Annotated in this window: 18 protein-coding genes; 5 read left to right on the top strand and 13 right to left on the bottom strand. The window is 46.1% G+C overall.

What is annotated here, in order from left to right; genetic code table 11:
• Positions 1-23 precede the first annotated feature (23 nt).
• Both phnX and AAHJ11_RS16695 read right to left on the bottom strand, forming a co-directional pair.
• Positions 24-809: a phosphonoacetaldehyde hydrolase gene (gene phnX, locus AAHJ11_RS16690; RefSeq protein WP_298048086.1), complete on the bottom strand. Its 786-nt coding sequence runs from the start codon at positions 807-809 to the stop codon at positions 24-26.
• Between the two features lie 37 nt (positions 810-846).
• Entirely contained in the window at positions 847-2,184 is a 1,338-nt protein-coding gene (locus tag AAHJ11_RS16695) for a DUF5690 family protein (protein WP_148365059.1), read from the bottom strand.
• 188 nt (positions 2,185-2,372) lie between these two features.
• Here AAHJ11_RS16695 and AAHJ11_RS16700 point away from each other — a divergent pair, with 188 nt between their 5' ends.
• Positions 2,373-3,254, top strand: a complete 882-nt coding sequence (locus AAHJ11_RS16700; RefSeq protein WP_148365058.1) for a hypothetical protein — start codon at positions 2,373-2,375, stop codon at positions 3,252-3,254.
• Positions 3,255-3,425: 171 nt separating this feature from the next.
• On the opposite strand, the gene rseP is transcribed toward AAHJ11_RS16700, so the two are convergent.
• From rseP to tsaB, 7 genes are all read right to left on the bottom strand, one after another.
• Positions 3,426-4,781, bottom strand: coding sequence for an RIP metalloprotease RseP (gene rseP, locus AAHJ11_RS16705; RefSeq protein ID WP_148365057.1), 1,356 nt, complete (start codon positions 4,779-4,781; stop codon positions 3,426-3,428).
• A 129-nt stretch (positions 4,782-4,910) separates the two neighbouring features.
• A complete protein-coding gene (locus tag AAHJ11_RS16710; protein ID WP_148365056.1) occupies positions 4,911-6,080 on the bottom strand; it encodes a 1-deoxy-D-xylulose-5-phosphate reductoisomerase in 1,170 nt (389 codons plus the stop codon).
• Between the two features lie 14 nt (positions 6,081-6,094).
• Entirely contained in the window at positions 6,095-6,955 is an 861-nt protein-coding gene (locus AAHJ11_RS16715; RefSeq protein ID WP_004317001.1) for a M23 family metallopeptidase, read from the bottom strand.
• A gap of 75 nt (positions 6,956-7,030) precedes the next feature.
• On the bottom strand, positions 7,031-7,573 hold the full coding sequence (rimM, locus tag AAHJ11_RS16720; RefSeq protein WP_122136998.1) for a ribosome maturation factor RimM: 543 nt from the start codon (positions 7,571-7,573) through the stop codon (positions 7,031-7,033).
• Positions 7,570-8,874: a UDP-N-acetylglucosamine 1-carboxyvinyltransferase gene (murA, locus tag AAHJ11_RS16725; protein ID WP_413579865.1), complete on the bottom strand. Its 1,305-nt coding sequence runs from the start codon at positions 8,872-8,874 to the stop codon at positions 7,570-7,572. Before murA ends, rimM begins: the two co-directional genes overlap by 4 nt.
• A 124-nt stretch (positions 8,875-8,998) precedes the next feature.
• A complete protein-coding gene (locus tag AAHJ11_RS16730; protein WP_148365055.1) occupies positions 8,999-9,610 on the bottom strand; it encodes a DUF4290 domain-containing protein in 612 nt (203 codons plus the stop codon).
• A gap of 36 nt (positions 9,611-9,646) precedes the next feature.
• A complete protein-coding gene (tsaB, locus tag AAHJ11_RS16735; RefSeq protein WP_148365054.1) occupies positions 9,647-10,336 on the bottom strand; it encodes a tRNA (adenosine(37)-N6)-threonylcarbamoyltransferase complex dimerization subunit type 1 TsaB in 690 nt (229 codons plus the stop codon).
• Positions 10,337-10,425: 89 nt separating this feature from the next.
• Between tsaB and AAHJ11_RS16740 the strand changes: the two genes are divergently transcribed.
• From AAHJ11_RS16740 to nadD, 3 genes are read left to right on the top strand one after another with little or no spacing between them, the layout of a single operon-like run.
• Positions 10,426-11,307: a YicC/YloC family endoribonuclease gene (locus AAHJ11_RS16740; RefSeq protein ID WP_320975186.1), complete on the top strand. Its 882-nt coding sequence runs from the start codon at positions 10,426-10,428 to the stop codon at positions 11,305-11,307.
• 43 nt (positions 11,308-11,350) lie between these two features.
• Complete coding sequence (gene gmk / locus AAHJ11_RS16745) at positions 11,351-11,917, top strand: guanylate kinase (RefSeq protein ID WP_234133018.1); 567 nt, start codon at positions 11,351-11,353, stop codon at positions 11,915-11,917.
• A gap of 18 nt (positions 11,918-11,935) precedes the next feature.
• Positions 11,936-12,571: a nicotinate (nicotinamide) nucleotide adenylyltransferase gene (gene nadD, locus AAHJ11_RS16750; RefSeq protein ID WP_258981587.1), complete on the top strand. Its 636-nt coding sequence runs from the start codon at positions 11,936-11,938 to the stop codon at positions 12,569-12,571.
• On the opposite strand, the gene AAHJ11_RS16755 is transcribed toward nadD, so the two are convergent.
• Positions 12,506-13,567, bottom strand: a complete 1,062-nt coding sequence (locus AAHJ11_RS16755) for a metallophosphoesterase (RefSeq protein ID WP_320978354.1) — start codon at positions 13,565-13,567, stop codon at positions 12,506-12,508. The genes nadD and AAHJ11_RS16755 overlap by 66 nt on opposite strands.
• Before the next feature lie 88 nt (positions 13,568-13,655).
• Here AAHJ11_RS16755 and AAHJ11_RS16760 point away from each other — a divergent pair, with 88 nt between their 5' ends.
• A complete protein-coding gene (locus tag AAHJ11_RS16760) occupies positions 13,656-14,549 on the top strand; it encodes a 1,4-dihydroxy-2-naphthoate polyprenyltransferase (RefSeq protein ID WP_099146380.1) in 894 nt (297 codons plus the stop codon).
• Positions 14,550-14,639: 90 nt separating this feature from the next.
• Here AAHJ11_RS16760 and rfbB read toward each other — a convergent pair whose 3' ends face one another.
• The 3 genes from rfbB to AAHJ11_RS16775 form a co-directional block, all read right to left on the bottom strand.
• Positions 14,640-15,779 carry a dTDP-glucose 4,6-dehydratase gene (rfbB, locus tag AAHJ11_RS16765; protein ID WP_148365049.1) on the bottom strand — a complete coding sequence of 380 codons (1,140 nt, stop codon included), beginning with the start codon at positions 15,777-15,779 and terminating at the stop codon, positions 14,640-14,642.
• A 21-nt stretch (positions 15,780-15,800) separates the two neighbouring features.
• Complete coding sequence (gene rfbA, locus AAHJ11_RS16770; protein ID WP_297284556.1) at positions 15,801-16,670, bottom strand: glucose-1-phosphate thymidylyltransferase RfbA; 870 nt, start codon at positions 16,668-16,670, stop codon at positions 15,801-15,803.
• 152 nt (positions 16,671-16,822) lie between these two features.
• Positions 16,823-17,320: a metallophosphoesterase family protein gene (locus tag AAHJ11_RS16775; protein WP_297284557.1), complete on the bottom strand. Its 498-nt coding sequence runs from the start codon at positions 17,318-17,320 to the stop codon at positions 16,823-16,825.
• Between the last annotated feature and the right edge of the window lie 12 nt (positions 17,321-17,332).

A 17,332-nucleotide genomic window follows, 5' to 3' on the forward strand; every position in this document is an offset into this window, starting at 1 on the left:
ATTGTTGGATGCGGGCGTGAATGTTAGTTGCCGGCGTTGATCGTTTCAATCAGTGCGGGAAGTTCTTCGATAGTGCGTATCACGTAAGAAGCTCCTGCGGCAAGCATGCGCTCTTTGACGTCTGCGATGCGGGCTTCGAGTTCGGAGGCAGGCATTGATTTTGTCTCTGCTTCGGTAAGTGCCATCTCATTGCTGCCGAGAATCACGCCTACACTATACACTTTCGCGTTCACTCCTTCGCGGATATCGGCAATCGTGTCGCCTACTTTTATAACGGTGTCGAGGCTGGGAACTGCTAATTTCGTCAGGTTCTCAAAAATCATGTAAGGAGCGGGACGTCCGGCGGGAAGCAGGTTGGGAGTGGCGCAATAATCCACGTGGTATCCTTTTGCCTGTGCGGCGGGGAGGACTACATCCATCATTTCGCGGGTATAGCCGGTGGTCGATCCTATTTTAATACCTGCGGCACGTAACTTCTCCAAAGTCGGGATTACTCCCGGAATAGGGTCTGTGTGGTTTTCGAGAGAGGCGAAGAGATATTTCTCAAAAAGGCGGTTCAGTTCTACCACGTCTTCTTCCGTCCAGGCGCGTTGGTAACGGGCGGTAAACTGTTCGTTCACGTCAGACATGGAAAGTAGTTCGCGGATGTGTTGAATCTTGGGTAGTCCCATTGGTTTGCGGGTCTGTACAACATCGATCACCAGTCCTTTTTCGGCGAATGCTTCGATAAAAGCAGCCACGGGGGCAAAACATCCATAGTCAACGGCTGTACCAGCCCAGTCCATAATAATACATTCAATCTTTTTCATTCTTGTTTCTATATAATATTGGTTTATTCGTCGGAAATTAATAAGAAGCGAGGGAGGGGACGGGGCAGGATTCGTCCCCGCGTATTTCACCCTGTTTCCCTTTTCTGTATTTTTGTGTCAGATAAATCATTGCTAAGGTAAATGCGAAGGTGCAGACGATTCCTACTGTCCCTGCCATTGTATTGTAGAACTCCAGCCAGTTCAAATCCGGGTTGAAACATTCTTTCACTACCAATACCACCACTGTGCCTGTGTAGCCGATAGAGTCGACCATCGCTATGAAGAAACCTACATTTCCCTTGATGCGGAAACAGGCGATGAAGCGGTCGAAGAAAATGGTTTGAAAGCTCAAGTAGGAAAAATAGAGGCAGAGGCTCTGGATAAATAACCAAACGAGCGGAGAAAGTTGCAGGGTGTGATAGTTGAATGCTACAGTACTAAGTGTGATTGCTCCGGCAATGACAAGGGTTAATAGGACGGAAAGTACTTTGATATGGCTTTTTATTACTGCCAGAGTGGCGAAAATGGCCAGGATAATCAGTGTGACCACGCCGTCCACTTTGGCGAATACCCACGGGGAAAGTCCGGCGGCATTGACGTCTATGATTTTCACCAGAAAGTCTTCCTTGACATCTTGTAAAACGGTGAGAAAGAGGTTGGCGAAGAAAAGCAGTGTCAATACGGGAGCAAAGCTGCGGAACAGGTTCCAACGTTGTTGCTTGTCGAGGGTGACACGTTCCACACGCAGCGCTTTGTCTTCGGCAGTCGGTTTGGGCAGGTGATCGAGGATATAGCCCAGTCCTGCCAGCAGGGGCAATGCTACCGCACCGATCAGTGCAGGCATCCAGAACTCACTGACGTGCAGGGTGTCGACAACGAAAAGTCCGATGGATTTGGCTGTGCCGCTACTGACTGCGATACTGAGTCCGAAGAGGGAAGCGAGCAGATCCGTCACCCGGCGTCCTTCGAGGAAACTGAAGATGACTCCCCACATACAGCCAAGTGACAGTCCGTTGAAGAACAACGCCAACACATTGAACGGGCGGGGCAGGCATCCGAAAAGAACCAAAGAGAGTTCGGCCACTAAAATAGAAACAAGAATGAATTTCAGGCGGCCTTCTCTCTTCAGTTCGGAAATAAGTTTGATCCCGATAAACTTGGATACCATATATCCGAATATCTGGATGATGCTGGTGGCTATCTTATAGTCCATTCCAAATAGTTCCATGCCGTCGAATGTGGCGGCGGTGAACGGTTTGCGTAGTGCGTAGACTAATGAATAGGACAGCAGTGCCGCTCCTCCCGCATAAAGGATAAAGAGTAAATCGGAAAGTTTCTTTTGGGCCGAAGGCGACAGTTTTTCTTTGAAATTCATAATGCTATTTTTTTTGTTTCCGGTGCAAAAGTAGGGTGCCGGAACGAGTGAAAAAATGAATTTCAATGAATCATATTGTATATATGTGCCTTTCTGTGTACTGAAATATTAATGTAATATTCATGCAATACAAACATAATACTTTAGTCATTCCTTTGCAACGGAATCAATTAACAGACCGAAAAATCATGGACGAACTTACGGATATTTATAAAAGAATAGAGTACCTGCGCAACAACGGGGTGAAGATGAAAGAAATTGCCGACCGGGTGGATATGGCTCCGAGTGTGTTGTCTGCTTTGTATTCGAGTGTGCTTCCCGCTTATATCGACTTATTGAAAACACGCACACCGGACGAGGCGCTGGATGAGGCTTTGGCGCTGGTGAATAATGTTTCCAAGAAACGCTTATTAAATAATGTGGGATCGGTGAGGCTGTTGCTTCAGGAGATGGAACCGGACGTGCAGAGCGAGGCGGAGAGTGGCAACTCTTTTATCAAGTTGCTGGGGAAGGAGGCGAAGGAGTCTGTGCAGGAGGTGTATAATTATAGCGGTATGTATCTTAGTTACAGTTTGTCGTCTTCTACGGATAGCCTGAAGATCGAGCCGTACATGATTGGTGCTTCCGAGAATAATGAGTATGTGAAAGTGGGGATGATTAATGCGTATAAGTCGGTGCATTGGGGGAGCGGGATTATCAGTAATCATCAGAACTCTTACCTGATGTTCAACGAAAGGGATTTGCCACAGTTTGCGCTGGTGACTATTTACCTGCAACTTCCGCATTATGAGTTTCCGAATATGCTGAAAGGGCTTTATCTCTGTCTGGACTACAATCATAATCCGATTGCGCGTCGTATTGTGTTGGTGAAACAGTCGGATAGTACGGATGTTAATCAGTTTCTGGAGATGGAAGGGTGTCTGGTTCCGCGGGCGGAATTGACTCCGGAATTGGAGGTGTACTATAATTATACGTGTCAGGAGGGGGATTATATCAAAACGTGCACGGTACCTTCACCTAAGTTGGATGAGACGGATTTGGAGAGAGAGAAGAAGATGTTGAAGATTTAAAGACAAACAACAATAAAAAAAGAGCTGTCAAAACATCTGCATTGATATAATTTAGGCACGGATTACACAGATTACACGGTTTTAGTTTAAAAAAGACCGCGAAATCTGTGTAATCCGTGCCTAAATTATATTCCTCTTATTCTTTGTGTATACTTTCTATTGTTGCGCTCACTAGAAGAAGAAGCGCAAAATATCATTGAAGTTAGCCCATATCAACAGACCGAAGAGTAGAATCATACCGGTCATCTGGGCGTATTCCATAAACTTGTCGCTCGGTTTGCGGCGTGCTATCATTTCGTAGAAGAGGAAGAGCACGTGTCCACCGTCTAATGCGGGGATAGGGAGGATGTTCATGAAAGCCAGAATGATGGAAAGGAAGGCTGTCATATACCAGAACTGATGCCAGTCCCAGGTAGCGGGGAAGATGCTGCCGATCGTTCCGAAGCCGCCCAGCTGTTTGGCTCCTTCTTTCGAGAAGAGGTATTTCATGTTTCCTACATAGCCTTTCAGGGTTTTCACACCGAGGGAGACACCTGCGGGGAAGGATTCAAAGAAAGCATATTCTTTTTTTACCATAGGGAGCAGACGGTCTGTGACGAGACAGGCGGTTACACCCATCAGGTAGGCGGAGTCTACACGCATACTTAGTGTGTCTGTTGCGCCGTTACGCACATAAGTCAGCGTGATTAGGCGCGGATCTATGCTGTCTTTGAGCAGGGTTGCTTCGTTTTTCTTACGTTCTGCCATCGCTTCTTTAAAGTCGGAGAAAGAGATGGGGGTTCCGTTCAGGGCGATGATGCTGTCACCTGCCTGGATTCCTGCTTGTGCGGCAGGAGAGTTCACCATTACGCTGTCTATAACGTACGGGAAACGGTAAGAGGCGAAACGGACGCTGTCTGCCAGAAGGCGTTGCATCAGGTCTTCCGGGATATAGACGGAGGCTTTTGCTCCGTTACGGATGACGCTTACTTCGCGTGCATCGGCAATCTGGCTCAACATGTCGCCGTCATAACGTTCGAAAGGAACACCGTCGGCAGAAAGGAGGATATCACCGTCCTGGAAACCTACCGCTTTGGCGGTCTCGTTGAATTCCATACCCAGAGGAGCTTCCTGTACCTTTATATACTGGTCGCCCCATGCAAAAAGAATCATGGAGTAGATGAACAGTGCCAACAGGAAGTTGAACAGTACGCCACCCACCATGATTAGCAGACGTTGCCACGCCGGCTTGGAGCGGAACTCCCACGGTTGTTCGGGTTGTTTCATCTGCTCGGTATCCATCGACTCATCAATCATACCGGCTATCTTGACATAACCGCCCAATGGCAACCAACCTACTGCATACTCTGTGTCACTTTTCTTGGGTTTGAACTTAAAAAGGGTGAACCAAGGGTCAAAAAATAGGCAGAATTTTTCTACACGCACCTTAAACAAACGGGCAAAAAGAAAATGCCCGCCTTCATGAATGATAACGAGCAAGGATAAGCTCATAATCAATTGCAGGGCACGAATCAAAAATGTTTCCATATAGTCTATTTACAGTTTAAAGCCTTCAACGAATTCTCTACCGAAGAGAGGATATAAAGGCTATTTTCAATTTATATTAATACTAATCAATTTCTTTATTTTCTTTGTTCATCAATGGGATGAAGCGGATTATATCAGACTGGCTGCTATTTTCCTTGCTTCCGCATCCGTAGCTACATAATCATCGTATGTCGGATTGGCGATGAAGGTAGCCCGTTCCATTGTTTTCTCTATCACGTCGCTCATGCCGAGGAAGCTGATGCCGTCTTTCAGGAAAGAGGCTACCACTACTTCATTGGCAGCATTGACGATACAGGGCATATTCCCTCCGCGATACATCGCTTCGTAGGCGAGTGCCAGGTTGCGGAACCGTTTCGTATCGGGTTGCTCAAACGTCAGGTTCGTGCATTGGGAGAAATCGAGCCTGTCGAAAGAAGAGCTGATACGGTCGGGGTAAGAGAATGCGTACTGGATGGGCAGGCGCATATCTGGCATCCCAAGTTGTGCCTTGACAGCTCCGTCTTCAAACTGCACCATCGAGTGGATGACTGATTGCGGATGTACCACCACTTCGATCTGGCTGGGCTGCACACCGAACAACCATTTAGCTTCGATCACTTCAAAACCTTTATTCATCATGGAAGCGGAGTCGATTGTTATTTTTGCTCCCATTTCCCAGTTGGGGTGTTTCAAGGCTTGCGTCTTTGTGACGGATTTCAGCTGTTCCAAGGTGCAAGTGCGGAACGGACCTCCGGAGGCTGTCAATATCACTTTCTCGATCGGGTTGCCCACTTCTCCTGCTAAACACTGAAAAACAGCAGAGTGTTCAGAGTCTACCGGCAGAATCGGAGTGCGATATTGTTGTGCCAACTGATTAATCAGTTCACCCGCTACTACCAATGTTTCTTTATTAGCCAACGCAATCGCTTTCTTGGCGCGGATGGCGTTGATGGTTGGTTTTAGTCCGGCATAACCGACCATGGCTGTCAGCACCATGTCGATGGGGCCTGCTTCTACAATCTGACAGATAGCGTCTGTGCCTGCGTACACTTTGATGGGCAGGTCGCTCAATGCTTCTTTCAGTTCGGAATACTTTTCTTCGTTGGCTATCACTACCACTTCCGGCTGGAACTTCCGTGCCTGGGCAATCAGTAGTTCCACGCGGTTGTTGGCTGTCAGCGCATAGGCTTCGTACAGGTCGGGATGTTCCTCGATGACTTGCAGAGCCTGCGTCCCGATGGAGCCTGTTGAGCCTAGGATAGCTATTTGTTTTTTCTTTTTGTTAGTCTCTATATTCATTTTTCTATTATCACTTAAAATACGATGTATTTTTCGGGATTTACCGGATGACCTTTATACCAAAGTTCGAAATGGAGGTGCGGCCCTGTACTAAGTGTGCCGCTGTTTCCTACCAGAGCGATGGCTTCGCCTCCTTTCACGCGTTCACCTTCCTTTTTCAGGAGGGAGCCGCAGTGTTTATAGATTGAAATTAAATCCTGGTTATGTTGTACGCCAATCAGGTAACCCGTCTCGGCGGTGTATGTGCTTAGGATGACGGTTCCGTCCATGGTTGCCAGTACGCTTTCGTTGGGATTGGCGGCGATGTCGGTACCGTAATGTTTCTTCTCGGCATTGAAGTGGTCGGACACCATACCTCGTGTCGGACGGTATAAAATGAGTCCGGTCACGTCCGGTTGGGAAGTGATGGAGGTCAGGTTATATTTTTCATTCTCTTCATACTGACGGCGGAATTCTTCTTCACGTTTGGTACGTTCCATCAGTGTGTCTTCGCGGGCAGCGGTCAGCGAATCGAGTGTCTGCACGCTGTCGATGGGTACTTTTCCACTGAAGATATCCTGAATGTTCATGATGTAAAGATTCTGCTTGTTGAGCACTTGTTGCAAAGAGTCTACACGCAGGGCATTGTCCACGATTTGTGTACGGACTTCACTGTTCATGTATCCGGGGAGGTAGTTGCGCAGCGGGGTGAAGGTGATGATGCAGGAAGCAATCAGGAAAAGCACTGCCAGCACGCAAAGTAATACGGAAAGTCCATTGAGCTTGGATACACGAAGTCCGACAATTTCTTCAAGTGTATTTTCATTAACGATCGTTAGTTTATACTTGAACTTGAAATTTTTCCAGAAAGCTTTACTTCGTCTTCTCTTTGGCATCTCGGGTATTTACTGTTTTTACGATTTACTATTTACTATTTTCAGTGGATGAGCGGCTCGTCGTTTGATTCGTTCTCACCGGTCATCTTCCAATTCCTCCAGATTGAGCAACCCTTCGGGAAGTTCCACCGTGATGAGTTTCTGTTTCTGGTCTATTCCTACGATAAATTCCTCTTGGGCGGGAACGAGCAGTTCCTCTTCTTCCGCTCCTTCAACCACGAAAAGGGTGTTTACCGTAGTGGTATCTACGTCTATTACTTCTCCCAGAAGTCCGTGATGGATGTCTTCCATCCGGAAACCGATGAAGAAGTTCCAGGACAGTTCGCCGTCTTCCGCTTCTTCTGCGTGTTTCACAGGGAAGTAGACTTCAATGTTGGTGAACATTCGGGCACGTTCGGCACTGTCGACTCCTTCCAGTTTTACCAAGGCGGTGGAGTCTGAACGGAAGCGGTATTCTTCGATGAAGAAAGGCACGAAGATGCCATCGAGCAGGCATATCAGGTAATCACAGTCGACACGGTCGAAAATGTCGTCCGTGAAGGTAAACTGCAATTCGCCGTGAATGCCGTGCGGTTTATTGAACAATCCTATCTTGTATACTTCTTCTTTCTTTATCATATCCGGGTGATTCTGGCTCCGATAGCGTTCAGACGTCCTTCGATGTTCTGATAACCACGGTCTATCTGTTCGATGTTACTAATGGTACTGGTTCCTTCGGCGCTCATGGCAGCAATCAGAAGGGCGATACCGGCACGTATATCCGGTGAGGTCAGGCGGGTACCGCGCAGCTTGAAGCCGTGGTTGTGTCCGATGACTACGGCGCGGTGAGGGTCGCAGAGAATGATCTGTGCACCCATGTCGATCAGCTTGTCTACAAAGAACAGGCGGCTTTCGAACATTTTCTGATGGATCAGTACGCTGCCTTTGGCTTGTGTGGCTACAACGAGCATCACACTTAGCAAGTCGGGAGTCAGTCCCGGCCAGGTGGCGTCGGCTATCGTCATGATGGAGCCGTCGATGAATGATTCTATCTGGTATGTTTCCTGTGCGGGAACGTAAATATCGTCTCCTCTCTGTTCGAGCTTGATGCCCAGGCGGCGGAAGCTCTCGGGGATGATTCCAAGATTCTCGTAAGAAACATTCTTGATGGTAATTTCGCTTTTCGTCATTGCCGCCATGCCGATGAAACTGCCGACTTCAATCATGTCAGGCAGTACGGTGTGTTGCGTGCCGTGCAGCTCTTCCACACCTTCGATGGTGAGCAGGTTGGATGCGATACCGCTGATTTTGGCTCCCATCCGGTTGAGTAACCGGCAGAGTTGTTGCACGTAAGGTTCGCAAGCGGCATTATAAATAGTGGTAGTACCTTTAGCAAGCACGGCAGCCATGACGATGTTGGCTGTTCCGGTGACAGATGCTTCGTCCAGTAACATATAGCTTCCCTGAAGTCTGTCGGCCGTTATTTCGTAGATACCCCGCCCTTCGTCGTAGCGGAAGTCCGCCCCTAAATTCTGAATACCTACAAAGTGAGTGTCCAAACGGCGGCGACCGATTTTATCTCCTCCCGGCTTGGAAATCAATGCCTTGCCGAAACGTGCCACCATGGGACCTATAAGCATCACAGAGCCTCGCAGACTGGAACATTTCTTCAGGAATTCATCGCTTTCCAGATAAGCCAGGTCTACATTTTCTGCTTTAAAACTATAAGAATCAATGCCTTTCTTTGCAACCGTTACTTCCATCTCCCGCAAGAGCTGAATCAGGTTGTTGACATCAAGAATGTCAGGTATATTGTTCACCGTTACTTCCTCTGCAGTCAGCAACGTGGCACAGATTATCTGCAAAACTTCGTTTTTAGCTCCTTGCGGATGAATTTCTCCGCAAAGCCGATGTCCTCCCTCAATCACAAATGAAGCCATTAATTTTAAGTATTAAGTATCAAGTATTAAACACCAATTATCAATTTTAAGTATCAAGTATTAAGTATCAAGTCTCAAACGCCAATAAGCAACCTCGATTAATACTTAATACCTAATACTTATTTTAATATCTTCTCTTATTGTTCTGACGATTGTTGGTATAGTTCGTCTTCGGACGGTAGTTCTGGTTCAGGCGTTCTGCCATCAGCCGGACGATATCGTCGGTCATTTGGAGTTCCCCGTTGGACAGTTCGTACAGGTCTTCGGCAATTTTTTTGTCGTCCACTGTATCTTTGTTCCATGCCAGGTAATCCTTCTTCATGTGGTTGCAGATAAGGGCGATCAGGTTTCTCTTTTCGTTTCCTTCGGGGAATTCGATCGCTTTTTTTATCAGTATTTCCAGCGTATGTCCGTAGTGACGGTAACGCATACGGGCAGTGGAGTAGGGGATATGGTCCGGGCGGGTCACCAGATTGTCCTTGCGGATGATTTCATACGGGTAGTCAATATCCAGCTCAAAACCGGACATGATAGCCAGGTGGTCCCAAAGCTTGTGCTTGAAATCGGGTACATCACGCAAATGGGGGAACATATTTCCCATAATGTTGATGATGGTGTTGGCACAACGCTGACGTTCTGCACGATCCTGAATGGTCAACGCATAATCTACCATGTTCTGGATGCTACGTCCGTATTCGGGAAGCGGCATTCTTTTCTGTTGAGTATTGTATTGCATTTATTAAATAAAAATTGAGAATTAAAAATTAAAAAATTAAAGAAGTTTTTTCGGCATGGAGGCAACGAATTCTTTCAGGTAGAAAGGTTCGAAGTAAGCCACGTCTTTATAGTCTTCATCGGCCACTGCTTTTTCTGCCAGTGGGAACATCATTTTAGCCAACGGATGGATATTGTCGATAAAATGTGCGTTCGGATGCGTAATCTGTCCGCGGCATTTGTCGGCTCCGTTTCCAAAGAAATAAACCGGTTGTTCGTTCAAGTACTCCAGATAAGAGTTCTCATCTACGATGTCGGCGGCAACTGCACGTTTCACTTGTAGACGACGGTCATAAACGGCTGCATATACTTCCATGCGGCGGGCGTCGATCATCGGACAAAGCAAAGCATTTTCGGGCAAGTCGTGATACAACAGCACCGGAACACTCAATACTTCCAGCGTCGGGATACCGATTAAGGGGATATTGCGCCCGTAACAAACTCCTTTCGCCATAGAAACCCCGATTCGGAGTCCGGTGTACGAACCCGGTCCGCAGCTCACTGCAACGGCATCCAAAGGGATGGCATGACTGTCTATGAACGACAATGCTTCATCTACAAAAACTCCTAAAGACACGGCGTGTGAAGGGCCTTTCAAGTCTTCTTTCACAAAAATCGTCTGTCCGTCTTGACTGGCCGCTACCGAGCAAACAGAGGTAGAGGTTTCAATATTCAGTATACACGACATAAAAATCAGCTTATTAAATTGTCGCAAATTTACATGATTATTTCCAATTCTTAAAATATTCGTGTACTTTTGCACAAAACTTTAAGGTTATGATACAGTCTATGACAGGATACGGTAAAGCTACGGCCGAACTTCCTGATAAAAAAATAAATGTAGAAATCAAGTCGCTCAACAGCAAGGCAATGGATTTGTCCACTCGCATCGCTCCGGCGTATCGTGAAAAAGAGATTGAAATCCGTAATGAGATTTCTAAAGTTCTGGAACGTGGAAAAGCTGACTTCAGCCTGTGGATAGAGAAGAAGGAGGGCGCGGATGCTGCTCCCATCAATAAGGAGCTGCTGAAAAGTTATTATAGCCAGTTGGATTCGATAAGTCGCGAACTGGGGATTCCTTGTCCCGCACCGGAAGACTGGCTCCAACTATTACTCCGCATGCCGGACGTGATGACGAAAACGGAAATTCAGGAACTGACGGAAGAGGAATGGAGCGTGGTGCACGCTACCATACTTGAAGCCATCAGTCATTTGGTTGATTTCCGCAAACAGGAGGGGGCTGCATTGGAGAAGAAGTTCCGTGAGAAGATTGCCAACATCAACAGCTTGCTCGAACAGATTGCTCCTTATGAGAAAGAACGTGTAGAGAAAGTGAAGGAACGCATCACTGATGCTCTCGAAAAGACGTTAAGCGTAGACTATGACAAGAATCGTCTGGAACAGGAGTTGATTTACTACATCGAAAAGCTGGATGTCAACGAAGAAAAACAACGCCTTAGCAACCATCTGAAATATTTCATCAGTACGATGGAAGGGGGTAGCGGACAAGGTAAAAAGCTTGGTTTTATCGCCCAGGAAATGGGTCGGGAGATCAATACGTTAGGCAGCAAGTCCAATCATGCTGAAATGCAGAAGATCGTAGTTCAGATGAAGGATGAACTGGAACAGATTAAGGAACAGGTGCTGAACGTGATGTAAAACAGTATCTATCATTTTTAATTCTTAATTCTTCATTAAACTTATGACCGGTAAGCTAATTATTTTCTCTGCTCCGTCGGGTTCGGGCAAATCTACTATTATCAATTATCTGCTGACGCGGAACTTGAATTTAGCGTTTTCAATTTCTGCTACCAGCCGTCCTCCGCGTGGAACGGAGCAGCATGGGGTTGAATATTTCTTCCTTACACCGGAAGAATTTCGCCAACGCATTGAGAACAACGAATTTCTGGAGTATGAGGAGGTGTATAAGGACCGTTATTACGGAACGCTGAAAGCGCAGGTAGAAAGGCAATTGGAAGCGGGTCAGAATGTGGTGTTTGACGTAGATGTGGTTGGCGGATGCAATATCAAGAAGTTTTATGGTGATCGTGCGTTGTCGGTGTTTATCCAGCCGCCTTCGGTGGAAGAATTACGCTGTCGGTTGGAAGGACGCGGAACGGATGCGCCGGAAGTGATTGAAAGTCGCATCGCTAAAGCGGAATATGAATTGGGTTTTGCTCCGCAATTCGATTGTGTGATTGTCAATGACGATTTGGAGGCTGCTAAAGCGGAAGCTTTGAAAGTAATCAAAGAGTTTCTGAATTTGTAGGAGAACTACTAGGGCGGGATGATACAAATGAAAAAACAGAAAACCGGAATCTTCAGCGGATCATTCAATCCGATTCACATCGGGCATCTTGCTTTAGCCAATTATCTTTGCGAGTGTGAAGGGTTGGATGAGATCTGGTTTATGGTGAGTCCGCAGAACCCTTTGAAAGCACAGGAGAAGTTATGGAATGATGAATTACGTCTCGAACTGGTAAAGTTGAGTATCAGTGGCTATCCTCGTTTTCAGGCTTCAGATTTTGAGTTTCATTTGCCTCGTCCCTCATATAGCGTATATACGTTGGAGAAACTGCGCGAGGCATTTCCCGACCGCGAGTTTTATTTCATTATCGGTTCCGATAATTGGGAACGTTTTGGATATTGGTATCAGTCCGAACGTATCATAAAAGAGAATCAGATTCTTATTTACCCCCGTCCCGGTTTTCCCGTCAAAGAAGAGGAATTGCCGGAAACGGTGCGTCTCGTTCATTCCCCTGTATTTGAAATCAGTTCTACTTTTATTCGAGAAGCACTGGATGCAGGGAAAGATGTTCGATACTTTGTGCATCCAAAGGTCTGGGAGACTATCAGTTTACTCTGTCAATCGATGAAGAGTAATAACGATGATTTCTGCCGGAGCGCCGACGCGAATCGGTAATTTGGAGGTTCCTATTCCGTTTGTTATAATCAAAGGTATTTTTGCAGAATTATATGCCAGTCCCGTGATGAAACGATTGCCATAGTGTGAGTTAAGTGCCGGGGCAACTCCGAATACACGGACTTGTCCGCCGTGGGTGTGTCCTGCCAGGGCAAGGTCGGTGTTAGCTACTGAAACGTCTTCGATATAATCCGGGGTGTGAACCAGTAAGATGACAAAATCTTTGGGAGAGAGTGCCAGAGTAGGCGATACTCCGTTGCGCCCCAGATCAAAAGGATTGCGCACTCCGGCGATAATGATTTGCTGCCCGTCTTTACGAAGCGTATCTACTTCATGTTCTAACGGACGCATTCCGTAGTGTTTCATTGTATTCACAATATCATCGTGGCAACGTTCGTAGTCGTTATTGCCCATTACTCCATAAGTTCCCATCGGTGTTTTTACGCGTGCCAGCGCAGAAAACAAAGGTTCCACATATTCACAACCTTCCTGATAGTCACCACCCATCAGAAGCACATCAGCCTTTTGAGCAATCAACAGGTGGACAAGGTCGTTCAGCCCTTTCTCTTTCAGCAGACTTTTGTAGTGTAAGTCGGAAATGAAAGCGATACGGAAACCTTCAAAGGCTTCGGGAACATCGCGGTGGGTAAAGTCATATTTTACTACACGATCCACTCCTGTATAGACAGAAGATACATTTACGTTGGAAGAAGTAATTTTTGTTCCCCGCAGTACCAGGTCTGACGATTCGTGTGTATCGGTAGAAGTCTTTTTCTTTGTATTCTGCTTTTTGTTTTTAGAAATATTCAGTTCTTTGAGTTGTGAGTGGTCGGGGGAGAATACCCCGGCTATGGCATTAGCCGTATCCGGATAAATAGAATCTGAATTTAAAACAGGGCGTGGCAAGGTAGCCACCATATTCTTTTTCGACTTACAGGAAACCAACAAAAGTAATGTCAACAGGATAACAGGGTAGATTGTTTTTATTTTCTTCATCTTCTCTTAGTTTGAAGTTTTTCGGGGTGCAAAGATACGAAAAATCATGTATCTTTGTCCGTCAAAACTATTTATAATATATTAAAGTATGGAAGAAGTAAAGCGTAACTCGCTACAAGCATGGATATTAGCTGCACGTCCCAAAACGCTGACAGGGGCCATAACCCCGGTTATGATCGGTACTGCTCTTGCTGCAATGGACGGACGTTTTCACTGGTTGCCTGCACTGATCTGCTGTCTGTTTGCAAGTCTGATGCAAATTGCCGCTAATTTCATCAATGACCTTTTCGACTTCCTCAAAGGAACAGACCGGGAAGACCGGTTAGGTCCCGAACGTGCTTGTGCGCAAGGATGGATTTCTCCGCAAGCGATGAAAACCGGGATTATTATTACGGTTGCTCTTGCCTGCCTTATCGGCTGTACGTTACTCTTTTTTGCCGGGTGGGAATTGATGATCGTAGGAGTGCTTTGTGTGTTATTTGCCTTTCTTTATACCACCGGTCCTTATCCTCTTTCTTACAACGGTTGGGGCGATGTATTGGTGATTGTCTTCTTCGGCTTTGTACCCGTAGGCGGAACATATTACGTACAGGCGCTAACTTGGACACCGGATGTCACTATTGCCTCTTTAATCTGCGGACTGCTTATCGATACCTTGTTGGTAGTCAATAATTATCGTGACCGCGAAGCGGATGCACGCAGTGGAAAAAGGACGGTGATCGTTCGTTTCGGCGAGAAATTCGGTCGCTATTTTTATTTGATGTTGGGGATTACTGCTTCTCTTCTCTGTCTGTGTTTCCTCCGTGAAGGTCATTTCTACGCCGCTTTTCTTCCGCAACTTTATCTGATCCCTCATTTCCTTACCTGGAAACGGATGGTGAAAATATACAGCGGTAAAAAATTAAACAGCATATTAGGCGAGACTTCGCGTAATATGCTGCTTATGGGTATTCTTATTGCAATAGGAATGTTGATAAATTGAGAATTGAGAATTAAAAATTGAGAAATGGCTGCGCTTATAATGCTGTGCAATAGTATTATTTTTCAATTCTCAATTTTTAATTCTTAATTCTTAATTTTTCCCGTACATCTTTTCGTAGTAACCTTGATAATCTCCACTGGTAACTTCTTCCACCCAAGCTTGGTTGGCTAAATACCATTCGATTGTCTTTACGATGCCGACTTCGAATTTAGTTTCGGGATACCATCCTAAGGCATTTGTTATCTTGGTAGGGTCGATAGCATAACGTTGGTCGTGTCCCAGACGATCTTTGACGAAAGTAATCAGATCTTCGTTGATCCAGTCGATTGAAATATCGCCGTTTTCGTCTTTCACTTTCTTTTTGAGAACCTGACGATATTCGGGATTTTCTGCCATCAGACGGTGGATAGTCGAAATTGTCAGTTTCACGATTTCGAGGTTGGTCTTCTCGTTGTGTCCACCAACGTTGTACACTTCTCCGTCTTGACCTTCACGCACAACGAGGTCGATTGCTTTGCAGTGGTCTTCCACATAAAGCCAGTCGCGCACATTGCTACCGTCACCGTAAACGGGAAGATGCTTTCCTTCGAGGATATTCTTGATAATCAACGGAATCAATTTTTCCGGGAAGTGGTACGGACCATAGTTGTTGGAGCAACGGGTAATCGTCACCGGCATTTTATAAGTGTCGTGGTAAGCCATTACCACCATGTCTGCACTTGTCTTAGAAGCACTGTACGGGCTGTGAGGGCAAAGCGGAGTTGTTTCTGTGAAATATCCTTCGGCTCCCAATGAACCATACACCTCATCGGTAGATACTTGATGATAGCGTACACCTTTTCTCCAAGTCGGATATCCTTGTTCGTCTTTCCCCATTACCCATGCACGGCGTGCACAATCCAGTAAGTTCTGTGTTCCGAGAATGTTGGTAATCAGAAACAGCTGCGGATTTTCAATGCTGCGGTCCACGTGGCTCTCGGCAGCGAAATTCACTACATAATCAAAACGATACTCAGCAAAAAGACCGTCTACCACATCGCGGTTGCAAATGTCTCCTTTGATAAAGACACAGCGTTCGTTGTCGATGTCTTTGGCAATCGTTCCTAAGTTACCTGCATACGTCAAAGCGTCCAATATCACGACTTTGATGTCGTTATGTTTGGCTAAGATGTACTTGATGTAATTTGCCCCGATAAATCCTGCGGCACCGGTCACTAGATAAGTTTTCATATTTTATTCTTTATGTTGATTTTAGGATTGTTTAGCCAATTCGATAAGGTACTTCCCATACTCGGTTTTTTCGAGTTTTTGACCCAGTAGAAGCAACTGTTCCGTCGGAATCCATCCCTGACGCCAGGCTATTTCTTCAATGCAGCTGACGTAGAAACCTTGCCGGTTCTGAATAGTGGCCACGAAGTTGGAAGCTTCCAGCAGACTGTCACAGTTACCCGTGTCGAGCCATGCAAATCCGCGTCCGAAAAGTTCCACTTTCAATGTACCTTCTTCCAGATACAGACGGTTCAGGTCTGTTATCTCATATTCTCCACGTGCTGAAGGACGAAGAGCCGCTGCTTTTTCTGTCACACTGGCATCGTAGAAATAAAGTCCCGGAACGGCATAATTGCTTTTCGGCACTTCCGGCTTTTCTTCCAGTGAAATCACTTTTCCCTGTTCGTCAAATTCCACTACACCATAAGCGCGTGGGTCTTTCACGTAGTAACCGAAGATACAGGCGCCCTTTTCTGTATTGGCAGCCCGGCGGAGCATGGCGGAGAAGCCCTGTCCGTAAAACATATTATCCCCAAGAATCAGACAGCCCGGTTCGCCGTTCAGGAAATCGGCTCCCAATACGAAAGCCTGTGCCAGTCCGTTAGGTTGTTCCTGAATTTTATAGGAGAAAGACATACCCAGTTCCTCACCCGTTCCCAACAAGTCGCGGAACATCGGCAAATCGCGTGGAGTCGAAATAATCAACACTTCGCGTATTCCTGCCAACATAAGTGTTGACAACGGATAATAAATCATCGGCTTGTCATACACAGGCATGATTTGTTTGGAAATCGCTTTGGAGAGCGGATAAAGTCGGGTGGCACTACCACCGGCTAGAATAATTCCTTTCATGTTCGTCTGAGTTATTCATTAACAGTGTGCAAAGGTCGGAAAGAAATCTGAAAGGACAAAAATAATTTGCTAATATTTCAATATGGTAATGTGTCAATTAAGTGATAACTCAGCCAATTGGCACATTATCACATTATCATATTGGCACAGTATTACAACTTGTCCGCCAACTCGATGACTTCCAAGTCCTGAAAGGCCCCCTGATTGATAACAAAACGTACCAAAGTTCGCACCTTGTGGAAACCGGACATGCCGGCAGCTCCGGGATTAATATGTAGCATATCCAGCGTTTTATCATATTTCACCTTTAATATATGAGAATGTCCGCTGATAAAAAGTTTGGGCGGACGTGTCATCAGGCTGCCGATGATGGAAGGGTCGTATTTTCCCGGATAACCGCCGATATGTTTAATCAGTACGTCTGCACCATCCACCGTGAAACGGTTTATTTGCGGATACAGCTTTCTGATTTCCTGCCCGTCAATGTTTCCATATACCGCCCGGAATGGACGGAAGGCGGCTAGCCTTTCCGCTACCTCCGGCGAACCGATGTCTCCGGCATGCCAAATTTCGTCACATGGTTCAAAATATTCCAGATATTTCTCGTCCCAGTAAGCGTGAGTATCAGATAATAATCCAATTCTTGTCATAAATTTCTTTGT

The organism is Bacteroides sp. 90-K9/2 (assembly GCF_047310725.1).
In the GTDB taxonomy this organism is placed as follows: Bacteria; Bacteroidota; Bacteroidia; order Bacteroidales; family Bacteroidaceae; genus Bacteroides; species Bacteroides vicugnae.

Bases quoted from the DNA above. Each gene is read 5' to 3' on its own strand.
- phnX (WP_298048086.1), bottom strand. From the start codon at position 809: ATGAAAAAGATTGAATGTATTATTATGGACTGGGCTGGTACAGCCGTT.
- AAHJ11_RS16695 (WP_148365059.1), bottom strand. From the start codon at position 2,184: ATGAATTTCAAAGAAAAACTGTCGCCTTCGGCCCAAAAGAAACTTTCC.
- AAHJ11_RS16700 (WP_148365058.1), top strand. From the start codon at position 2,373: ATGGACGAACTTACGGATATTTATAAAAGAATAGAGTACCTGCGCAAC.
- rseP (WP_148365057.1), bottom strand. From the start codon at position 4,781: ATGGAAACATTTTTGATTCGTGCCCTGCAATTGATTATGAGCTTATCC.
- AAHJ11_RS16710 (WP_148365056.1), bottom strand. From the start codon at position 6,080: ATGAATATAGAGACTAACAAAAAGAAAAAACAAATAGCTATCCTAGGC.
- AAHJ11_RS16715 (WP_004317001.1), bottom strand. From the start codon at position 6,955: ATGCCAAAGAGAAGACGAAGTAAAGCTTTCTGGAAAAATTTCAAGTTC.
- rimM (WP_122136998.1), bottom strand. From the start codon at position 7,573: ATGATAAAGAAAGAAGAAGTATACAAGATAGGATTGTTCAATAAACCG.
- murA (WP_413579865.1), bottom strand. From the start codon at position 8,874: ATGGCTTCATTTGTGATTGAGGGAGGACATCGGCTTTGCGGAGAAATT.
- AAHJ11_RS16730 (WP_148365055.1), bottom strand. From the start codon at position 9,610: ATGCAATACAATACTCAACAGAAAAGAATGCCGCTTCCCGAATACGGA.
- tsaB (WP_148365054.1), bottom strand. From the start codon at position 10,336: ATGTCGTGTATACTGAATATTGAAACCTCTACCTCTGTTTGCTCGGTA.
- AAHJ11_RS16740 (WP_320975186.1), top strand. From the start codon at position 10,426: ATGATACAGTCTATGACAGGATACGGTAAAGCTACGGCCGAACTTCCT.
- gmk (WP_234133018.1), top strand. From the start codon at position 11,351: ATGACCGGTAAGCTAATTATTTTCTCTGCTCCGTCGGGTTCGGGCAAA.
- nadD (WP_258981587.1), top strand. From the start codon at position 11,936: ATGATACAAATGAAAAAACAGAAAACCGGAATCTTCAGCGGATCATTC.
- AAHJ11_RS16755 (WP_320978354.1), bottom strand. From the start codon at position 13,567: ATGAAGAAAATAAAAACAATCTACCCTGTTATCCTGTTGACATTACTT.
- AAHJ11_RS16760 (WP_099146380.1), top strand. From the start codon at position 13,656: ATGGAAGAAGTAAAGCGTAACTCGCTACAAGCATGGATATTAGCTGCA.
- rfbB (WP_148365049.1), bottom strand. From the start codon at position 15,779: ATGAAAACTTATCTAGTGACCGGTGCCGCAGGATTTATCGGGGCAAAT.
- rfbA (WP_297284556.1), bottom strand. From the start codon at position 16,670: ATGAAAGGAATTATTCTAGCCGGTGGTAGTGCCACCCGACTTTATCCG.
- AAHJ11_RS16775 (WP_297284557.1), bottom strand. From the start codon at position 17,320: ATGACAAGAATTGGATTATTATCTGATACTCACGCTTACTGGGACGAG.